Origin of the sequence: Bradyrhizobium sp. STM 3843 (assembly GCF_000239815.1) — a bacterium.
Classification (GTDB): Bacteria; Pseudomonadota; Alphaproteobacteria; order Rhizobiales; family Xanthobacteraceae; genus Bradyrhizobium.
The window spans coordinates 1-18735 of record NZ_CAFK01000206.1 but is presented as its reverse complement, the minus strand read 5'-3'; the positions used below and the strand labels follow the sequence as shown (position 1 = coordinate 18735).

Genomic DNA, 18735 nt, shown 5'->3' with positions numbered 1-18735 from the left:
AAGGGGGGGAGGGAACGGAGAGACCGTACGATTGACCAGCATCAAGCCGCCTTCGACCCGGCCGCGAGCGAGGCGAAGGTCCGGCCCTCGTCGGCGAGCTTCTTCAGAAGCGGCGCCGGCTCGAGCGACGGATCACTGGTCTCCTTGGCGTAGACCGCGAGGCGATCGGCGATGTGCTTGAGGCCGACCGTGTCGGCCCAATACATCGGGCCGCCGCGGTAGATCGGCCAGCCATAGCCATAGAGCCAGACCACGTCGATGTCGGACGGCCGCGCCGCGATGCCTTCGGCCAGGATCTTCGCGCCCTCGTTGATCATCGGATACATCATGCGCTCGAGGATCTCCTCGTCGCTGACGACGCGCTTCTTCAGGCCGAGCCGCGCCAGGGTCTCGTCGATCAGCTTCTCGACATCCGGATCGGGCAACGGCGCGCGCGAGCCCGCTTCATATTTGTAATAGCCCTTGCCGGTCTTCTGGCCGAAGCGGCCGGCTTCGCAGAGCGCATCCGCGATCTCGCTCTTGATGCCGCGATCCTTGCGCGAGCGCCAGCCGATATCGAGACCGGCCAAATCGCCCATCGCGAATGGGCCCATCGGCATGCCGAACTTGGTGACGACCGCATCGACCTGCTGCGGCAGCGCGCCCTCGAACAACAACTTCTCGGCCTGCTTGCCGCGCTGCGCCAGCATGCGATTGCCGACGAAGCCGTCGCAGACGCCGACCACCGCCGGCACCTTGGCGATCTTGCGCGCGATCGATACCGCCGTGACCAGCGCGTCCGGCGCGGTCTTCTCCGCGCGCACGATCTCGCACAGCTTCATCACATTGGCCGGCGAGAAGAAGTGCATGCCGAGCACGTCCTGCGGCCGGCTGGTCTGCTTCGCGATCTCATCGATGTTGAGATAGGAGGTATTGGAGGCGAGCACGGCGCCCGGCTTGGCAAACTGATCGAGCTTGCCGAACACTTCTTTCTTGACCGCCATGGTCTCGAACACCGCCTCGATGACGAGGTCGGCATCCCTGACGTTCTCCAGGCCGACCACGCCATTGATCAGCGCCATGCGCTTGGCCGGCGCATCCGCCGGGATGCCGCCACGCGCCGCGGTCGCCTCCCAGTTCTTCTGCATGATGCCCAGGCCGCGCTTGAGCTGCTCCTCGCCGGTCTCGATCAGCGTGACGGGAACGCCGGCATTGGCAAAGGACATCGCGATACCGCCGCCCATGGTGCCCGCGCCGATGATCGCGACGCGTTGCACCGGACGCGACTTGGTGCCTTCGGGCACGCCGGCGATCTTCGACGCCTCGCGCTCGGCGAAGAACGCATAACGCTGCGCTTTGGACTGATCGCTGGTGAGCAAGCGGAGGAAATCCTCGCGCTCCTTCTTCAAGCCTTCGTCGAACGGGAGATCGATCGCGTAGCCGACCGCATCGGCGGCCGCGAGCGGCGCTTCCAGCCCGCGCGACTTCTTGGTGAGCGCGGCCACCGCGCTGGTGAAGATGGAGCGGTCGGCCTTGGCGGCCGCGAGCTTGGAATCGTCGTCGCGCAGCTTGCGCAGCGGACGGCCTTCGGCCACGACCTTGCGCGCGAACGCCTCGCCGCCGGACGCCGGACCTTCGACGATCTCTTCGATCAGCCCGGCCTTATGCGCCTCCGCCGCGCCGATCGGATCGCCGCCGACGATCATCTTGACCGCGAGTTCGGGGCCGACCGCGCGCGGCAGCCGCTGGGTCCCACCGGCGCCGGGCAACAGGCCGAGCTTCACCTCTGGCAGGCCGAGCTTGGCGTCCTTGGTGGCGACGCGATAATGACACGCCAGCGCCACTTCGAGCCCGCCGCCGAGCGCGGTGCCATGGATCGCAGCGATCACCGGCTTCGGGCTGTTCTCGATTTCGCTCAGGACGTCGTTCAGCGCGGGCGGCTTCGGCGGCTTGCCGAACTCGGTAATGTCGGCGCCGGCGATGAAGGTGCGGCCCGCGCAGGTCAGCACGATGGCCTTGATCGCAGGGTCCGCGACGGCGGCCTTGACGCATTCCAGAATGCCGCCGCGCACCGCGGCACTCAGCGCATTGACCGGTGGACTATCGACGGTCACGATGCCGACGATGTCATGGGACTCGAGCTTCACCACTTCGCTCACGCTGCGCTCCTTGGGAATAGCGTTTTCTTGTTAGCCGATTGATTTGCCGCCCCGGACTTGCGTCGAGTAGCTACACGGCTTGCGTTTACCCGCTGCAGAATCCTAATTTCGCACTGCGAAATTCAATTCCGCATCTTGACATCAACGGTTATTTTGAAGCACGACCGTTGTCAACGAAGCAATCGACCACCGGTGAGATGAAACGTCCAGGGAAGAAAGCCGCGACCGATCGCAGCTTCGTCATCGCGCTGTCCCGCGGGCTCGACGTCCTGCGCGCGTTCCGTCCGAATGACGGACTGCTCGGCAATCAGGAGATCGCCGCGCGCACCAATCTCCCCAAGCCGACCGTATCGCGCCTGACCTATACGTTGACCAAGCTCGGCTATCTGATGCCGGTGCCGCGGTTCGAGAAATATCAGCTGGCGCCGGCGGCGATGGCGCTCGGTTACGCCGCGCTTGCCAATCTCGGCGTCCGGCATCTCTCCGAGCCGTTTCGCGAACAATTGATGCGGGAGACCGGCGGCGCGGTGGCGATCGGGGCGCGCGACCGGCTGAGCATGATCTATTTCGGACAGAGCCGGAACGGGGTCGTCAATGTTCAACTTGACGTAGGATCACGCATTCCGATCGCAACTACGGCGATGGGCCGCGCCTATATCTGGGCACTTCCCGATGAGGAACGCGTTGCTCTCCTGCGCGAACTGCGCGACCATTACGGCAGCCGCTGGCCGAAGATGCGCGACGGGATCGAGCGTTCCGGCGAGACGGTTGCGAAATATGGTTTCGCGATCTCCGCCGGCGAATGGCAGGACGACGTGCATGCGGTCGGCGTCGCGTTGAAGCTGAATGATGGTACGGGACCGTACGCTGTGAATTGCGGCGCGCCGGCGTTCCGCTTCACGGAGGATCGGCTGCGCACCGACGTTGGACCGCGTCTGGTGGCAATGGTAAGGACCATCGAGGCGGCGCTCGGAGGGGTCGCGCCGCAACCAACAAAGCAATCGAACTCAAAACAAACAACAAACAAAGAAAACAGCAAAAAGCTGAAGCCAGGAGGGAAAGTTGCCAAGGTTGCCGAAGGAATCAGACAGCCGTCATCGTCCTGACCGGACCAGTGTGCGCCGTATCGCTCCGCTGCATGGCAGGGGCGAGACGACATGACGCAGCTTCAGCTCGCGCAGGCTGCGGATCCGCTGCTTGCGGTGCGCGACGTCAGCGTCGTGTTCGGCGGCATCGTCGCGCTCAACGGCGTGTCATTCGACATGCATTACGGCCAGATCCTCGGCCTGATCGGACCGAACGGCGCCGGCAAGACGACGCTTTTCAACTGTCTCTCACGGCTCTATCAGCCGAGCGCCGGCGACATTCTGCTGGAGGGCCGCAGCATCCTGAAGCGGCCGCCGCACCGGATCGCCGAGATCGGCATCGGCCGCACCTTCCAGAACGTCGCGCTGTTTCCCAATCTTTCAGTGCTCGACAATGTCCGCGTGGGCACCCATGCCCGCACCGCGAGCGACATCATCTCGGATTCGCTCAAGCTCGCCTGGGTCCGCCGCAGCGAAGCGGCTGTCAACGCCAAGGTGCAGGAGATCCTCGCCTATCTCGAGCTCGAGAGCGTCGCCCACAAGACGGTGTCCGGCCTGCCATTCGGCACCCAGAAGCGCGTCGAACTGGCGCGCGCGCTTGCCGCAGATCCCAAGATCCTGCTGCTCGACGAGCCGGCGGGCGGCCTCAATCACGAGGAAGTCTATGTGCTCGGCGACCTGATCCGCCGCATCCGCGACCAGCGCGACGTCACGGTGCTGCTGGTCGAGCATCACATGGGCCTGGTGATGTCGATCGCTGATCACGTGGTGGCGCTGAATTTCGGCAAGAAGCTCGCGGAAGGCACGCCGGCCCAGGTGCAGGCCAATCCGGACGTGATCAAGGCCTATCTCGGGAGCAAGGATCAATGACGGCGCTTCTGAACGTCAAGGATCTTCGCGCTTATTACGGCCAGGTGCAGGCGCTGCACAGCCTCTCCTTCTCGCTCAACGAAGGTTCGCTCACGACGCTGCTGGGCGCCAACGGCGCCGGCAAGACCACCACCTTGCGGGCGATCTGCAACATGGTGCGGACCACCGGCACGATCGAGTTCGACGGCAGGCCGCTCACCAGCCGCTCGACCGAGAACATCGTCAGCCTCGGCATCGCCCATGTGCCGCAGGGCCGCGGCACCTTCACCACCCTGACGGTGGAGGAGAACCTGCAGCTCGGCGCCTACACGCGCAACGACAAGGCCACCATCGCCTCCGACATCGAGCGCATGTACGCCTATTTCCCGAAGCTGAAGGAGCGGCATACCCAGCAGGCCGGCACGCTCTCGGGCGGCGAGCAGCAGATGCTGGCGGTGGCGCGTGCGCTGATGCTGCGGCCGCGGCTGATGCTGCTGGACGAGCCGTCGTTCGGTCTGGCGCCGCTGATCGTGCGCGACCTGTTCAAGATCCTCGGCCAGATCAATCGCGAGGAGAAGGTCTCCCTGCTCGTGGTCGAGCAGAACGCCCAGCTCGCGCTGGAGCTCGCCGATCAGGCCTATGTCATCGAGACCGGCCGCATCGTGATGGCGGGCGGGGCCAAAGAGATCTCGAACGACGAAAACGTCCGCAAATCCTATCTGGGCTATTGAAGGGAGCGGCCATGGAGCTTTTCACCAACCAGGTCCTGGCCGGCATCGCCACAGGCGCGATCTACGCCTGCATGGCGCTCGCGGTCGTGATGATCTACCAGGCGATCGACCATCTCAACTTCGCGCAAGGCGAGATGGCGATGTTCTCGACCTTCGTGTCCTGGCAGCTGCTGCAATGGGGCCTGCCCTATTGGGCGGCGTTCCTGCTCACGCTGGCCTTCTCTTTCGCAGGCGGCATCGCGATCGAACGCATCCTGTTCAAGCCGCTCGCAAAAGCGCCGATCCTGACCCAGGTCGCAGGCTTCATCGCGCTGTTCTCGATCATCAACTCCTGCGCCGGACTGATCTGGGACTTCACCATCAAGCAATATCCGACCCCGTTCGGCTCCGCCCCGTTCCTGGGCAGCCAGCTGATCTCGACCCATCAGGCCGGCATGATCGGCATCACCGTGCTGCTCCTGATCGGTCTCTACGTCTTCTTCCAGTATACGCGCGTCGGGCTGGCGATGCGGGCGGCCGCCTCGGTGCCGGAATCGGCGCGCCTGGTCGGCATCAACACCTCCTGGATGATTGCGCTCGGCTGGGGCATGGCGGCGGCGATCGGCTCGATCGCGGGCATGCTGATCGCACCTGTGGTCTTCCTCGAACCCAACATGATGGGCGGCGTCCTGATCTACGGCTTTGCCGCCGCGGTGCTCGGCGGGCTGACAAGTCCTTTCGGCGCCGTGGTGGGCGGCTTCCTGGTCGGCATCTTCGAAAATCTCGCCGGCACCTACATCCCGGGCGTCGGCAACGAGCTAAAGCTGCCGATCGCGCTGGCGCTGATCATCACCGTCCTGGTCGTCAAACCCGCAGGCCTGTTCGGCCGGCACATCGTCAAGCGAGTCTGATCCATGAGCGCAGTCGAGGAACTCGCAAGCCAGGCGCCCGCGGTCCAAGCCGTTCCGAAGCGCGCCATGACCTTGAGCTCGGGCACCGCCTTCGTGGTGGTGCTGCTGCTCCTGATCGTCCCGCTGTTCGCCAAGAACTTCGTCATCTTCCAGCTGACGCAGCTCCTGTATTACGGGCTCGCGGTGCTGGCGCTGAACATCCTGACCGGCGGTTCGGGCCAGTTCTCGCTCGGCCAGAGCGCGTTCTACGCCATCGGCGCCTATACCTCAGCGATCCTGATGGAGCAGTACGATGTCAACTACGCACTGACCTTGCCGATCGCCGGGATCATCTGCTTCGCGGCCGGGTTCCTGTTCGGCCAGCCGGCGCTGCGGCTCTCCGGCGTCTATCTGGCGCTCGCGACCTTTGCGCTGGCGACCGCGATGCCGCAGCTGCTCAAGCTCGGATTCTTCGAGAAATGGACCGGCGGCGTTCAGGGCCAGGTCGTCACCAAGCCTGACGCACCGTTCGGCCTGCCGATGTCGCAGGATATGTGGCTGTACTACTTCACGCTGGCTGTCACCATCGCGATCTACATCTTCTCGGTCAACCTGCTGCGGTCGCGCTCGGGCCGTGCCTTCATGGCGATCCGCGACAACGAGATCGCGGCCTCCGCGATGGGCATCAACGTGTCGCTGTATAAGACGCTGGCCTTCGGCGTTTCCGCCGGCATCACCGGCGTCGCCGGCGGCTTAGGGGCCATCGCCGTGCAGTTCGTCGCACCCGACAGCTTCACGATCACGCTCGCCATCCAGCTGTTCCTCGGCATGGTGGTGGGCGGTGTCGGCTGGCTGCCGGGCTCGTTCATCGGTGCGGCGTTCATCATCTTCGTACCGAACATCGCCGAGAGCATCTCCAAGGGCCTGTCCGGCGCCGTGTTCGGCGTGCTCCTGTTCCTGGTGATCTTCCTGGTGCCGCACGGCGCCAGGCAGGTGGCCATGGTGGGTCAACAGCTGCTCGAACGGGCGCGCAAACGCTGAAGATCTCTGAGTATGGCTTAGTGTCAACCAGGAGGACAGTTTTGAACCTCAGCCCAATACTTCGAATCGCCGCGTTTGCAACGGCGGTCATCGCGCTCACCTCGGGCGGAGCACTCGCCCAAAAGAAATACGACGCCGGCGCATCCGACAGCGAGATCAAGATCGGCAACATCATGCCCTACAGCGGCGCCGCATCGGCCTTTGGCGTGATCGGCAAGACCGAGGAAGCCTATTTCAAGAAGATCAATGCAGAAGGCGGCATCAACGGCCGCAAGATCAGCTTCATCAGCTATGACGATGCCTATTCGCCGCCGAAGGCGGTCGAACAGATCCACAAGCTGGTCGAGGACGACGAGGTGCTTCTGGTTTTCAATCCACTCGGCACGCCCTCGAACTCGGCGATCCAGAAATATCTCAACGCGAAAGAAATCCCGCAGCTGTTCGTGGCGAGCGGCGCCTCCAAGTGGAACGCCCCCTCGAGCTTCCCATGGACCATGGGCTGGCAGCCGAGCTACCAGGGCGAGGGCCGCATCTATGCGAAGTACCTCCTGAAGGAGAAGCCGGACGCCAAGATCGGCGTGCTGTTCCAGAATGATGATTTCGGCAAGGACTATCTCAAAGGCCTGAAGGACGCGCTCGGCGAGAAGGCCGACGCGATGATCGTGGCGGAGGAGAGCTACGAGACCTCCGAGCCCTCGGTCGACACCCATATCGTCAAACTGAAGGCCTCAGGCGCCGATGTCTTCTTCAGTGTGACCACACCGAAATTCGCCGCACAGGCGATCAAGAAGCTGGCCGAGATCGACTGGCACCCGATGCACCTCCTGGTCAGCATCTCGGCCTCGGTCGGCAGCGTGATCCAGCCGGCAGGATATGAGAATTCGCAAGGTATCCTGTCGGCCGCCTACGACAAGGACGCCGCCGATCCGCAGTGGAACAACGATCCCGGGATGAAGAAATTCACCGAGTTTCTCCAGCAATATTATCCTGATGGCAACAAGCTCGACAGCTCGACCATCTATGGCTATGGCGCCGCGCAGACGCTGGTGAAGGTGCTGCAGATGTGCGGCGACGATCTCACCCGCGCCAATGTCATGAAGCAGGCCGCGAGCCTGAGAGATTTCCAGCCGGATACGCTGCTGCCGGGAATCAGGATCAACACCACAGCGGACGACTTTGCGCCGATCCAGCAGCTCAGGATGATGCGCTTCAAGGGCCAGAACTGGGAGTTGTTCGGCGACATCATGAGCGGAGAGATGGAGAGGTGAGCCGCATGGCGGCGTGCTGACCCGGCCATCATACCTGATCCAGCAGAGCCCCTGCGGTCACGCGCGGGGGCTGTTGTTTTCCGGTCATGCGATTGGAACGGCCCTGACGCCCACCTTTGGAGTCAGCAATCGGCGTCGTTTGTTAACTCTTCCGCACTGCACCCGTGACCTGACATGCGGCCTTTGTCGCATGCACTCTCCCACGTAGCTTCTGTTATAGTCCCGGCGACAAGAAGAGCCTTCAGTAAAGGAGGCCAGCGACACGTCATCTTAAAATTGTCGTCAAGAAAACAAACCCGGAGGGAGAAACACATCATGAGCATTGCCCGGAAAGCCGTCGCTGCAGCGGCGGCCTTTGTCGTCCTTAGCGCTGCCGGCGCACTCGCCGCCGAGAAGAAATACGATCCAGGCGCATCCGATACCGAGATCAAGATCGGCAACATCATGCCCTATAGCGGACCAGCCTCCGCCTACGGCATCATCGGCAAGACCGAAGCTGCCTATTTCAAGAAGATCAATGACGCGGGCGGCATCAACGGGCGCAAGATCAATTTCGTCTCCTATGACGACGCCTACTCGCCGCCAAAAGCAGTCGAGCAGGCGCGCAGGCTGGTCGAGAGCGACGAAGTGCTGTTGATCTTCAACTCGCTCGGCACGCCCTCGAACTCGGCGATCCAGAAATACATGAATGCAAAGAAGGTGCCGCAGCTGTTCGTCGCAACCGGGGCCACCAAGTGGAACGATCCGCAGAATTTCCCATGGACTATGGGCTGGCAGCCGAGCTACCAGGCGGAGTCGCGCATCTACGCCAAATGGCTTCTGAAGGAGAAGCCCGACGCCAAGATCGCCGTGCTCTATCAGAACGACGATTACGGCAAGGACTATCTCAAAGGCTTGAAGGACGGGCTCGGCGCGAAGGCGGCATCGATGATCGTGGCCGAAGAGAGCTATGAGACCACCGAACCGACCATCGACAGCCATATCGTCAAGCTGAAATCATCGGGCGCCGACGTCTTCATTGACATCGCAACCCCGAAGTTTGCAGCACAAGCGATCAAGAAGACGGCCGAGATCGAGTGGAAGGCGCTGCACATCCTCAACAACGTCTCGGCCTCGGTCGGCAGCGTGATCAAGCCGGCCGGCTTCGCCAACGCTCAAGGGATCGTTTCCGCGCAGTACCTCAAGGACACCACGGATCCGCAATGGGGCAGCGACCCCGGCATGAACACCTATCTGGAGTTCATGACCAAGGATTTCCCGGAAGGCGACAAGCTGGATAACGGGACGGTCGTCGGCTACGGCGTCGCGCAGACCTTGGTGCAGGTGCTCAAGCAATGCGGCGACAACCTGACCCGCGAGAATGTGATGAAGCAGGCTGCCAGCCTGCGCGACTTCCGCACCGAGGTGCTGCTGCCCGGCATCACCATCAACACCTCGGCCACCGACTTCGCGCCGATCAGCCAGCTGCAGCTGATGCGCTTCACCGACGAGCGCTGGCAGTTGTTCGGCGACGTCATCTCGGCCGATGTCGGTGGCTGATCAACTCCCGACGCTCGAGCACGTCCCCCGCAAGGCTGCTTGCGGGGGTTTTCTTTTGCGCACGGACAAGGGATAACGGCAGCAATGTCACATTCGCCCGGGGACCAATGACCGACCGCCGTCCGCTGTTGCGCGCAATCTTCGATGCCGCGGTTGCCGCGGCGCATCCCGACGTGGTGCTTGCCGCGCACCTGCCCGCGCCACCGCAGGGCCGCATCATCTGCCTCGCTGCCGGCAAGGGCGCAGCCGCGATGGCCGCGGCCGCAGAGCGGCACTATCTCGACACGCTCAACTTCGATCCTGCGCGGTTCACGGGCATCGCGACCACCCGCCATGGCCATGGCGTGCCGACGCGGCGGATCAAGGTGATCGAGGCCGGTCATCCGATGCCGGACGAGGCCGGGCTGAAAGCCGCGGACGAAACCCTGGCGCTGGCGGCTGAGGCCGGGCCCGATGATCTCATGCTGGTGCTGCTCTCCGGCGGCGGCTCGGCCAATTGGATCGCGCCCGCTGATGGCGTGACGTTCACCCAGAAGCAGCAGCTGACACGGGCGCTGTTGCGCTCCGGCGCACCGATCGGCGACATCAATACGATCAGGAAACATCTGTCGCGGATCAAGGGCGGACGGCTGGCCCGCGCCGGGCAGAGAGCCGAGATCGTCACGCTGGCGATCTCCGACGTGCCGCATGACGATCCGTCCGCGATCGCCTCAGGACCGACGGTGCCGGATCCGACGACGCTTGCCGATGCACGCGCGATCATCGCGAAATACAAGCTCGCATTGGACCCGGCGATTGCGCGCGCGCTCGACGATCCTAACAACGAAAGCTGCAAACCGGGCGATGCCGCCTTTGCGCGCACCAGCTTCGTGCTGATCGCGCGCCCGCGCGCCTCACTCGATGCGGCGGTCGCGCGTGCCAAAGAGGCCGGCTATGACGTGATCGACCTCGGCGCCGATCTCGAAGGCGAGGCGCGCGAGGTCGCCGCCGACCATGCCAAGCTCGCGCTTTCGGCCCGTGCGCAAGGCCGTCGCGTTGCGATCCTCTCCGGCGGCGAGCTCACGGTCACCGTCACCGGAAATGGCCGTGGCGGCCCTAACCAGGAATATGCGCTGGCGCTCGCCGGCTTGCTGAAGGATACGCCTGATTTCGCAGCGCTGGCCGGTGACACCGACGGTGCCGACGGCGGCGGAGGCAGTGCCTCCGATCCGGCCGGCGCAATCATCGACGGCGCAACGATTGCGGCGATGCGCGCACAGGGCCTCGATCCGCAGGCCTATCTCGCCAACAATGACGCCACCGGCTTCTTTGCTGCGACCGGCGACCTGTTGCAGACCGGGCCGACGCTGACCAATGTGAACGACGTCAGGGTGATCTTGGTGGATTGACGCACCGCGTCATTCCGGGGCGGTTCGTCACGACGGAACCCCGAACGACACCGAGGACTTCAGAACTCCCGCGCGATCTTGGTCAACATCGACAGCAGCGTCTCGCGACCATCGGAGCCCAACAGCTCGTTCAATCGCGACTCGTGCTTGGAGACGACTAGCTTCTTGGCTCGCGCCAGCACGCCGCGCCCCTTCTCGGTCAGCACCAAAATGTGCGAGCGGCGGTCATGCGGCGAGCGGACCCGGGTGCAGAGGCCACGGCTCTCCAGGCTGTCGAGCAGCGAGACGAAGTTCGGCCGGAGAATGCCAAGCGTGTTGGCGATCTCGGTCTGGTTGCGGCCGGGATTGTTATCAAGCAGCAGCAGCACTGAGAACTGCGCCGGGGTCAGCTGCAATGGCGCAACGCAGCTCAAAAAGTCCTCGAACACCTTGAGCTGAGCCCGCTTGAGCACATAGCCGAGCAGATCGGACAGCTCGCCCAACTGCACCGCTTGCGTCTCGCTGGCCGGTTCGGCAGGCTCCTTCGGGATCCTGGCTTGGCCGGTCCGGGCTTGACTGCTTCCGGCTTGATTTTTGGCGCCGTCAGCCATCGCAGTTCATGGTGAGGGTCATGGCGTCGGGCTCCCATCCCGCTCCCGAAGGCCGCATTGTTACAGTGGCCTTGAGATTATACTTGATAATTGTTATCCATCATATCAAACATCCGCAGCCGATTTCAACTGCTGCGACCGAACGGCGGCGCATGCCGGCCCGATCCGGTCATCAAAGGGGGAGCGTCCGGTCTTGAACACAACGATCATGCTGTTCCTGCTGCAGGACGGCATCACCAACGGCGCGATCTATGCCCTGCTCGGGCTGGCGCTCGTGCTCGTGTTCGCGGTGACGCGCGTGATCCTGATCCCGCAGGGCGAATTCGTCACCTATGGCGCGCTGACCTATGCCTCGCTTGCGGCCGGCCAGATGCCCGGCACCGCCAAGCTCGCCTTCGCCATGGGCCTTGTCGCCTTTGCCTTCGATCTCTACGCGGCGCGCAAATCGCTGCATTGGCAGCGCATTGCGCGCGCTTTCGCGCTCAATGTCGTCTTCCCCGGCCTGGTTCTGGCCGCGACCGTCTGGGCTGCCGGCCAGCGTCCACCGGCCGGAATCAACCTCGTGCTCGCACTGCTGATCGTGGCGGCGATCGGGCTGTCGCTCTACCGCGTCGTGTTCCAGCCCTTGGCGCACACCTCGGTGCTGGTGCTGCTGATCGCCTCGGTTGGCTGCCATCTGGCGCTGCAGGGCCTGGGATTGTTGTTCTTCGGCGCCGAGGGCCAGCGCGGCCCGACCCTGCTCAATGCCTCCGCGGTGCTGGGTCCCCTGCGCTTCACCGGTCAGGGCATGGCGGTCTACGGCATCACCATCGCCTTCATCGTCGCGCTCTGGCTGTTCTTCGGGCTCACGCTTTACGGCAAGGCGCTGCGCGCCACCGCGGTGAACCGGCTCGGCGCACGGCTGGTCGGCATCCGCACCACCTTGTCGGGCCAGATCGCCTTCCTGCTGGCCGCTACCATCGGCGCGCTGTCGGGCATCCTGATCGTGCCGATCACGACGCTCTATTACGACTCCGGCTTCCTGATCGGCCTGAAGGGTTTCGTCGCGGCGATCATCGGCGGCCTCGTCAGCTATCCCCTGACCGCCGTCGCGGCGCTCCTGGTCGGGATCGTCGAGGCTTTCTCCTCGTTCTACGCCTCGAACTTCAAGGAAGTGATCGTCTTCACATTGCTGATCCCGGTCCTGGTGTTGCGCTCGCTCGCTGCGCCCGCGGTCGAAGAAGAGAAGGACTAGCGCGATGCGCGAGCGTTGGCCCCTCATCATCTTCGCCGCAGTGATGGTCGCCGTCCCGTCGATTCCGGGCATGCCGCCGTTCTGGATCGTGCTGCTCGACAATATCGGCCTGTCTGCGCTGGTCGCGATGGGGCTGGTGCTGCTCACCGGCGTCGGCGGCCTCACCTCGTTCGGCCAGGCCGCCTTCGTCGGCTTCGGCGCCTACACCACCGCGGTGCTGTCGGCGAACTACGGCGTGTCGCCCTGGCTGACCCTGCCGCTGTCGCTTCTGGTTGCGGGCGGAGCGGCCGTGCTGCTCGGCCTCGTTACGGTACGGCTGTCCGGCCATTATCTGCCGCTCGGCACCTTGGCCTGGGGGCTCGGGCTGTTCTACCTGTTCAGCAAGCTTGCATTTCTCGGCCGCAATGACGGCATCTCCGGCATTCCACCGCTGTCGATCGGCGCGCTGAAGATGCTCGATCCCGGCACCATCTATTATGCGATCTGGATCGCGGTGCTGCTCTCGGCGCTGCTGACCATGAACCTGCTGGATTCCCGCACCGGCCGGGCCATCCGCGCGCTGCGGCGCGGTCACGTCGCGGCCGAGGCGTTCGGCGTCTATGCGCCGAGCGCGAAGCTCCTGGTCTTCATCTACGCCGCGGTGCTGGCCGGCCTCTCCGGCTGGCTCTATGCCCATTTCACCCGCGCGGTGAACCCGACCCCGTTCGGCGCCCAGGCCGGCATTGAATATCTGTTCGTCGCGGTGGTCGGTGGCGCCGGCTATGTCTGGGGCGGTGTGCTGGGTGCAGCGATCGTCGTGATCCTCAAGGAGGTGCTGCAGAGCTATCTGCCGCTGCTCCTGCACGGCGAGGGTCAGCTCGAGACCATCGTGTTCGGCATCCTGCTGGTTGCTCTGCTTCAGCTTGCACCGACTGGCCTGTGGCCGTGGCTGACGTCATGGCTGCCGTTGAAGCCCGCGGGCAAGAAGCCGAACACCTCGCTCACGCTACCCGCGCGCGAACGGCCGACCGACATGCCCGACCTGCTGCTGCAGATCGACAATGCCCGCAAGCAATTCGGCGGCGTTGTCGCGGTCAATAATGTCTCCTTCGACGTGCAGGCACGCGAGATCGTGGCGCTGATCGGTCCGAACGGCGCCGGCAAGAGCACGACCTTCAACCTGATCACCGGCGTGCTGCCGGCGACCTCGGGCAATATCTCGATGCTGGGCAGGCCGATCGGCAAGGCGCCGCCGCAGGATGTCGTCAAGCTCGGCATCGCCAGAACCTTCCAGCACGTCAAGCTGGTGCCGGACATGACCGTGCTGGAGAACGTCGCGATCGGCGCGCATCTGCGCGGGCATGCCGGCGCGCTGTCCAGCATGATCAGGCTCGACCGCGCCGACGAGGCGAAGCTGCTCGCCGAAGCCGCGCGGCAGATTGCGCGCGTGGGCCTCGCCGAGCAGATGGACCAGCTCGCAGGCTCGCTGTCGCTTGGCCAGCAGCGGATCGTCGAGATCGCGCGTGCGCTCTGCGTCGACCCGGTGCTCCTGTTGCTCGACGAGCCCGCCGCAGGCCTGCGCCACATGGAGAAGCAGCGGCTCGCCGCCCTCTTGCGCGAACTCCGCGCCGGCGGCATGTCGGTGCTGCTGGTCGAGCACGACATGGGATTTGTGATGGATCTCGCCGACCGCATCGTGGTGCTCGATTTCGGCACCAAGATCGCCGAAGGCACGCCTGCCGCGATCAAAACCAATCCCGAGGTGATCAAGGCCTATCTCGGAGCCACCGCATGAGCACGCTGCTGTCGGTTGAGGACGCGCATGTGTCCTATGGCAAGGTCGAAGCGGTGCGCTCGGTCTCGCTGGAGGTCGGCGACAACGAGATCGTCACCATCATCGGCGCCAACGGCGCCGGCAAGACCACCCTGCTCAGCGCCATCATGGGCGTGCTGCCGCTGAAAGGCCGCGTCGCATTCGCCGGCGAGAACCTCGCACGGCTCGAGATCGAGGACCGCGTGGCGCTCGGCCTGTCGCTGGTGCCCGAGCATCGCGAGCTGTTCGCCAGCATGAATGTCGAGGACAATCTCGAGCTCGGCGCCTTCCGGATGAGCAAGGCCCGCACCGCAGCCGGCTTCGAGCACGTCTACATGCTGTTTCCCCGGCTGAAAGAGCGGCGCAAGCAGCTCGCCGGCACGCTGTCCGGCGGCGAGCAGCAGATGCTGGCGATGGGCCGGGCGCTGATGGGCGCGCCGAAACTCCTGATGCTGGACGAGCCCAGCCTGGGGCTTGCGCCGATCATCGTCGCCGGCATTTTCGAGATCATCGCCAAGCTGCGGCAGGACGGCGTCTCGGTCCTCCTGGTCGAGCAGAACGCCAAGGCCGCATTGCAGGTCGCCGACCGCGCCTATGTGATGGAGCTCGGCGAGTTCGTGCTGAACGGCAAGGCCAGCGAGATCGCGACCGACCAGCGCGTGGCGGCGAGCTATCTGGGCTTTGCCGAGAGCGCTGCGGCCGGCTGACGTACACAGTCGACGAAGCGCAGCCGCAGTTTGAGGAAGGCGGCGGGACGCGAGCCGTCGTGTGATCGTGGTACGCCGCCATTTGTAGTTGACTCGATCCGGCAAGCTATGCAGCTTGCGTCCAGCCAATCGAACATCGATCGTGCTGGACGGAGGTTCGCTTGCCCGACCTTGCCGCAGTCTTCTCGATATGCGCGGACAGAGGCCGCCGAACGCCTTTGGCATCGGTCATGGCTCTCCTGCTGATGCTTGCCGGGTTGTCCATGGTCGCGCCGAATTGCCGGGCGGAAGACGCGGCAAGCGATGCCAGCCGGCCGGCCGCTCCCGTGGCCGGCGGCCCGACGACCAGCCCCTCGCCAACGACCCAGCCTGCCGGTGATGCGAGCAAAGCTGCAACCCCGCCGGAGGCCAGCCTGAACGATTGCGCGGGCGGTGAGGATTTCAAGGACCGGCTGTCTCATTCCGCCAACAGCCCGGCCATTGTCTATGACGCCAACCTGCTGCCCGCGGGAAACTCGGTGGATGTCGGCCTCGCCACGCCGATTGCCTCGGATGCGCATTATTTTGCGATCCTGCTCGACAAGAACAATCAGCCGCTCGAGGGCGGCACGCTGCGCGACGACAACGGCCGGCGCGCGCGCGAGAGGAAAGCCGCCAGCACCGACGATCTCGTCACGAGACGTCTGCTTTCGCCCGGTGAGACGATCGTGACGATCGATGTTCCGACGGCGGCTGCGGGTTTCTGGACCAAGCGAAATCTCTTCATCTATCAATGCCGGGGGCGGCGCCCCTTCAACGTGTCCTTTATGCCGGTGCATGTCAGCCCGCTCGGGTGGAGCATCGCCTTCACCATCCTGATCGGCGTCGCCGTCTACGGCGCGGCGGCGCGGACCATTCGGCGGGTGACAAGCCGCAAGCTGACCGGTCTTCAACCCTGGAATCCGATCCGCATCACGGCCGGCTCGGACAATCGCGGAAGCCTGTCGACCTTTCAGGTGTTCTTCTTCACGGTCCTTGTGTTCGTGATGCTCGCCTTCGTGCTGATGCGCACCGGGGTGCTGTCCGACCTCTCGACGACCGTGCTCGAATTGCTGGGCATCTCCGGCATCGGGGCCGCCGCGGCGAAAGGCGCCGAGACGTCGAAAACCGCCGTCGATCCTGCCAACCAGGCCTGGCTGTTGAACAAAGGATGGTTCGACACCCCCAACATCCGCCCCGACGCTGATCCGACCTTCTTCGACCTGATCTCGACCGACGGCAATTTCGACGTCTATCGGTTTCAGAGCCTGTTGTTCACCGCCGCCGTCGGAGGAGCGCTCTTCATCGGCGGGGTGTCGCAATTATCGTCGTTCACGGTGCCGCAAAATATCCTGGGCATTCTCGGCCTCAGCCAGGTGGTCTACATCGCCGGCAAGCTCGTCAACCAGAGCAGTGCCTCGCAGATCAATGCCGTCATCACCGATCTGCGCAGCGCCGAGGCCGAATTCCGCGAGGCCGTCCTCACCTATCGCCCGTCGCCCGGAGCCGCGGTGATGGCTCCGCCCTCCGGACTGGAAGAGGCGGTCAATCGTGTCGGCGCGGCCGCCTACGCCAGATATCTCGACAAGGCCAAGGCCGCGGCCAAGCTGTTTACCAGTGCGACCGGCTATGTGGTCGACGCCGACAAGCTCAAGCCGTCGATCGGCGCCCTCGCCTAGTTGCTGCTCCTTCATGAGAAACGGGCCAGCCCAGAGAGCCGGCCCGTCTCGTCTATCTCAATGACTCCGCGCTCACTGCGCCGGGACGTATTTGCCATCCTTCACCGTCAGGATGATGCGGGCGCGATCGTCGAGGCCCGAGCGGTCCTTTTCGGTGAAGTTGTAGACGCCCTGGCTGGCGGCGAGGTCCTTCTCGCTCAACAACGCCTGGCGGATCGCCTCGCGAAACTCCGGCGTGCCGGGCTTGGCGGTCTTCAGCGCCACCGGAATGATGCGCTTCAAGATCTCGAAGGCATCATAGGAATGGCCGGCGAACTGGCTGCGGCTGTTCGGGCCGTATTTGGCCTCATAGGCCTGGTCGAGCGCGAGGCCGGGCGCCTTGGTCAGCGCGCTGTCCGGCTGCGTCTCCGGCGACATCACCGGACCCGAAGCCATGATCACGCCTTCCGCCGCCTTGCCGGCGATACGGATGAAATCCATGCTGGCGGCACCGTGGGTCTGATAGATCAGGCCCTGGTAGCCGCGCTCGCGCAATTCGGACTGCGGCAGCGCGGCGGCGGTGCCGGAGGCGCCGACCAGGATCGCATCCGGGTTGGCGGCGACCAGCTTGAGCACCTGGCCGGTCACCGACGTATCCGGACGCGCGAAGCGCTCCTCGTCGACGATGGAAATCCCCATTGGCACCGCCTGGTTCTTCAGATCGTTGAACCAGAGATCGCCGTAGGAATCGGAGTAGCCGATATAGCCGACGGTCTTGATGTTGTGCGCCTTCATGTGCTCGTACAGCACCTTGCCCATGATCGGCACCGGCTGCGGCATCACCACCGACCACTTCATCCGCTCCGGCGTGACCGGGAACGGCGCCAGGCCGAAATGCGGAATGCCGGCTTCATTGGCGACGTTGGACACCGCGATGGTCGGCGGCGTCAGCGCCGAGCCCATGATGATGTCGGCCTTGGACTCCGTGACAAAGCGCCGCGCATTGGTGGTGGCGGTGGTCGGATCGCCGCCGTCATCGAGCACGATCACCTTCAGCGGCACGCCACCGATCTCCTTCGGCACGAATTCCAGCGCGTTGCGCTCGGGGATGCCAAGCGCCGCACCGGGGCCGGTGGTCGTGGTCGTGATGCCGATCGTGATCTCGCTCGTCTGCGCCAGCGCCGGCACTGCAGCGGACATTGCCGCGACGGCTGCCGCCGCCAAAAGGGCCTTTCTCATTCACTCCTCCCAGGGATGTCGTTCAGTTCGGGTCTCGCGTTTTTCTTTAGCTTATGATCCAGAAAATTCGATAACGACCTTCGTCAAAGCACGGGCAAGCCGTAAAGGAAAGCATTTCAGGCGTAACGCAGGCGCCATCAAGCCTGCAGGAATTTAACCTTCATCTCCTCCGGAAAAGGGGCCGACTTGAGTTTGTCGGGATTGTCGGGGTCGCGCCCGACCAGGACGCGGGTCTCGAACCCTTCGATCGCAAGCTGATCGGCCTTGAACACCTTGTGCAGCACCTCGAAGGAGGAGCGTTTGATGCTCTCGATCCGGCTCTCGATCGTGATCCAGTCGCCATAGGTCGAGGGGATGTAGAACTTGGCGCGGGTGTCGACCATGGGGATGCCGACCAGGCCGTAGCGGCGGACGATGTCCTGCTTGGAGAAGCCGGCCGCCTCGAACATGACCGAGGTGGAATCGTCGAACATCGCGAAATAACGCGGGTAGTAGACGATGTTGGCGGGGTCGCAGTCGCCCCATTGGATCTGCACGTCGCGGCGGTGAATGAACATGGTGCTGGTCTCGCCTAACCGCGATGACGGTG

The 18735-nt window shown here is 64.1% G+C and carries 16 protein-coding genes; 12 read left to right on the top strand and 4 right to left on the bottom strand.

The window, feature by feature from the left end; all coding sequences use genetic code 11:
• Positions 1 to 41: 41 nt before the first annotated feature.
• Positions 42 to 2138, bottom strand: a complete 2097-nt coding sequence (locus BRAS3843_RS22125; protein ID WP_008971283.1) for a 3-hydroxyacyl-CoA dehydrogenase NAD-binding domain-containing protein — start codon at positions 2136 to 2138, stop codon at positions 42 to 44.
• A 197-nt stretch (positions 2139 to 2335) separates the two neighbouring features.
• Here BRAS3843_RS22125 and BRAS3843_RS22120 point away from each other — a divergent pair, with 197 nt between their 5' ends.
• The 8 genes from BRAS3843_RS22120 to BRAS3843_RS22085 all read left to right on the top strand — a co-directional run bounded on the left by BRAS3843_RS22120 (position 2336) and on the right by BRAS3843_RS22085 (position 10908).
• Positions 2336 to 3244, top strand: coding sequence for an IclR family transcriptional regulator (locus tag BRAS3843_RS22120; RefSeq protein WP_008971282.1), 909 nt, complete (start codon positions 2336 to 2338; stop codon positions 3242 to 3244).
• 51 nt (positions 3245 to 3295) lie between these two features.
• Positions 3296 to 4093 (top strand): ABC transporter ATP-binding protein, encoded by a 798-nt coding sequence (locus BRAS3843_RS22115; protein WP_008971281.1) that lies wholly within the window; start codon positions 3296 to 3298, stop codon positions 4091 to 4093.
• Positions 4090 to 4803, top strand: coding sequence for an ABC transporter ATP-binding protein (locus tag BRAS3843_RS22110; RefSeq protein WP_008971280.1), 714 nt, complete (start codon positions 4090 to 4092; stop codon positions 4801 to 4803). The genes BRAS3843_RS22115 and BRAS3843_RS22110 overlap by 4 nt, the downstream gene beginning before the upstream one ends.
• 11 nt (positions 4804 to 4814) lie before the next feature.
• Positions 4815 to 5693: a branched-chain amino acid ABC transporter permease gene (locus BRAS3843_RS22105; RefSeq protein WP_008971279.1), complete on the top strand. Its 879-nt coding sequence runs from the start codon at positions 4815 to 4817 to the stop codon at positions 5691 to 5693.
• 3 nt (positions 5694 to 5696) lie between these two features.
• Positions 5697 to 6713, top strand: a complete 1017-nt coding sequence (locus BRAS3843_RS22100; RefSeq protein WP_008971278.1) for a branched-chain amino acid ABC transporter permease — start codon at positions 5697 to 5699, stop codon at positions 6711 to 6713.
• A 41-nt stretch (positions 6714 to 6754) separates the two neighbouring features.
• Positions 6755 to 7981, top strand: a complete 1227-nt coding sequence (locus tag BRAS3843_RS22095) for an ABC transporter substrate-binding protein (RefSeq protein WP_008971277.1) — start codon at positions 6755 to 6757, stop codon at positions 7979 to 7981.
• A 315-nt stretch (positions 7982 to 8296) separates the two neighbouring features.
• Positions 8297 to 9520, top strand: coding sequence for an ABC transporter substrate-binding protein (locus BRAS3843_RS22090; protein WP_008971275.1), 1224 nt, complete (start codon positions 8297 to 8299; stop codon positions 9518 to 9520).
• Positions 9521 to 9627: 107 nt separating this feature from the next.
• A complete protein-coding gene (locus BRAS3843_RS22085) occupies positions 9628 to 10908 on the top strand; it encodes a glycerate kinase (protein WP_008971274.1) in 1281 nt (426 codons plus the stop codon).
• 59 nt (positions 10909 to 10967) lie between these two features.
• Here BRAS3843_RS22085 and BRAS3843_RS22080 read toward each other — a convergent pair whose 3' ends face one another.
• Positions 10968 to 11498 carry a MarR family winged helix-turn-helix transcriptional regulator gene (locus BRAS3843_RS22080; protein ID WP_008971273.1) on the bottom strand — a complete coding sequence of 177 codons (531 nt, stop codon included), beginning with the start codon at positions 11496 to 11498 and terminating at the stop codon, positions 10968 to 10970.
• A 193-nt stretch (positions 11499 to 11691) separates the two neighbouring features.
• Between BRAS3843_RS22080 and BRAS3843_RS22075 the strand changes: the two genes are divergently transcribed.
• The 4 genes from BRAS3843_RS22075 (at position 11692) to BRAS3843_RS22060 (ending at position 16928) form a co-directional block, all read left to right on the top strand.
• Positions 11692 to 12732: a branched-chain amino acid ABC transporter permease gene (locus BRAS3843_RS22075; RefSeq protein WP_035982440.1), complete on the top strand. Its 1041-nt coding sequence runs from the start codon at positions 11692 to 11694 to the stop codon at positions 12730 to 12732.
• A 4-nt stretch (positions 12733 to 12736) separates the two neighbouring features.
• Positions 12737 to 14506: a branched-chain amino acid ABC transporter ATP-binding protein/permease gene (locus BRAS3843_RS22070; RefSeq protein WP_008971270.1), complete on the top strand. Its 1770-nt coding sequence runs from the start codon at positions 12737 to 12739 to the stop codon at positions 14504 to 14506.
• Positions 14503 to 15231: an ABC transporter ATP-binding protein gene (locus tag BRAS3843_RS22065; protein ID WP_008971269.1), complete on the top strand. Its 729-nt coding sequence runs from the start codon at positions 14503 to 14505 to the stop codon at positions 15229 to 15231. The genes BRAS3843_RS22070 and BRAS3843_RS22065 overlap by 4 nt, the downstream gene beginning before the upstream one ends.
• Before the next feature lie 230 nt (positions 15232 to 15461).
• Entirely contained in the window at positions 15462 to 16928 is a 1467-nt protein-coding gene (locus BRAS3843_RS22060; RefSeq protein WP_008971268.1) for a hypothetical protein, read from the top strand.
• 72 nt (positions 16929 to 17000) lie between these two features.
• Here BRAS3843_RS22060 and BRAS3843_RS22055 read toward each other — a convergent pair whose 3' ends face one another.
• Positions 17001 to 18146 (bottom strand): ABC transporter substrate-binding protein, encoded by a 1146-nt coding sequence (locus tag BRAS3843_RS22055; RefSeq protein WP_008971267.1) that lies wholly within the window; start codon positions 18144 to 18146, stop codon positions 17001 to 17003.
• Positions 18147 to 18283: 137 nt separating this feature from the next.
• The gene (locus tag BRAS3843_RS22050) at positions 18284 to 18703 is read right to left on the bottom strand and encodes a thioesterase family protein (RefSeq protein WP_008971266.1); all 420 of its coding nucleotides are present in this window, start codon (positions 18701 to 18703) and stop codon (positions 18284 to 18286) included.
• Positions 18704 to 18735 lie beyond the last annotated feature (32 nt).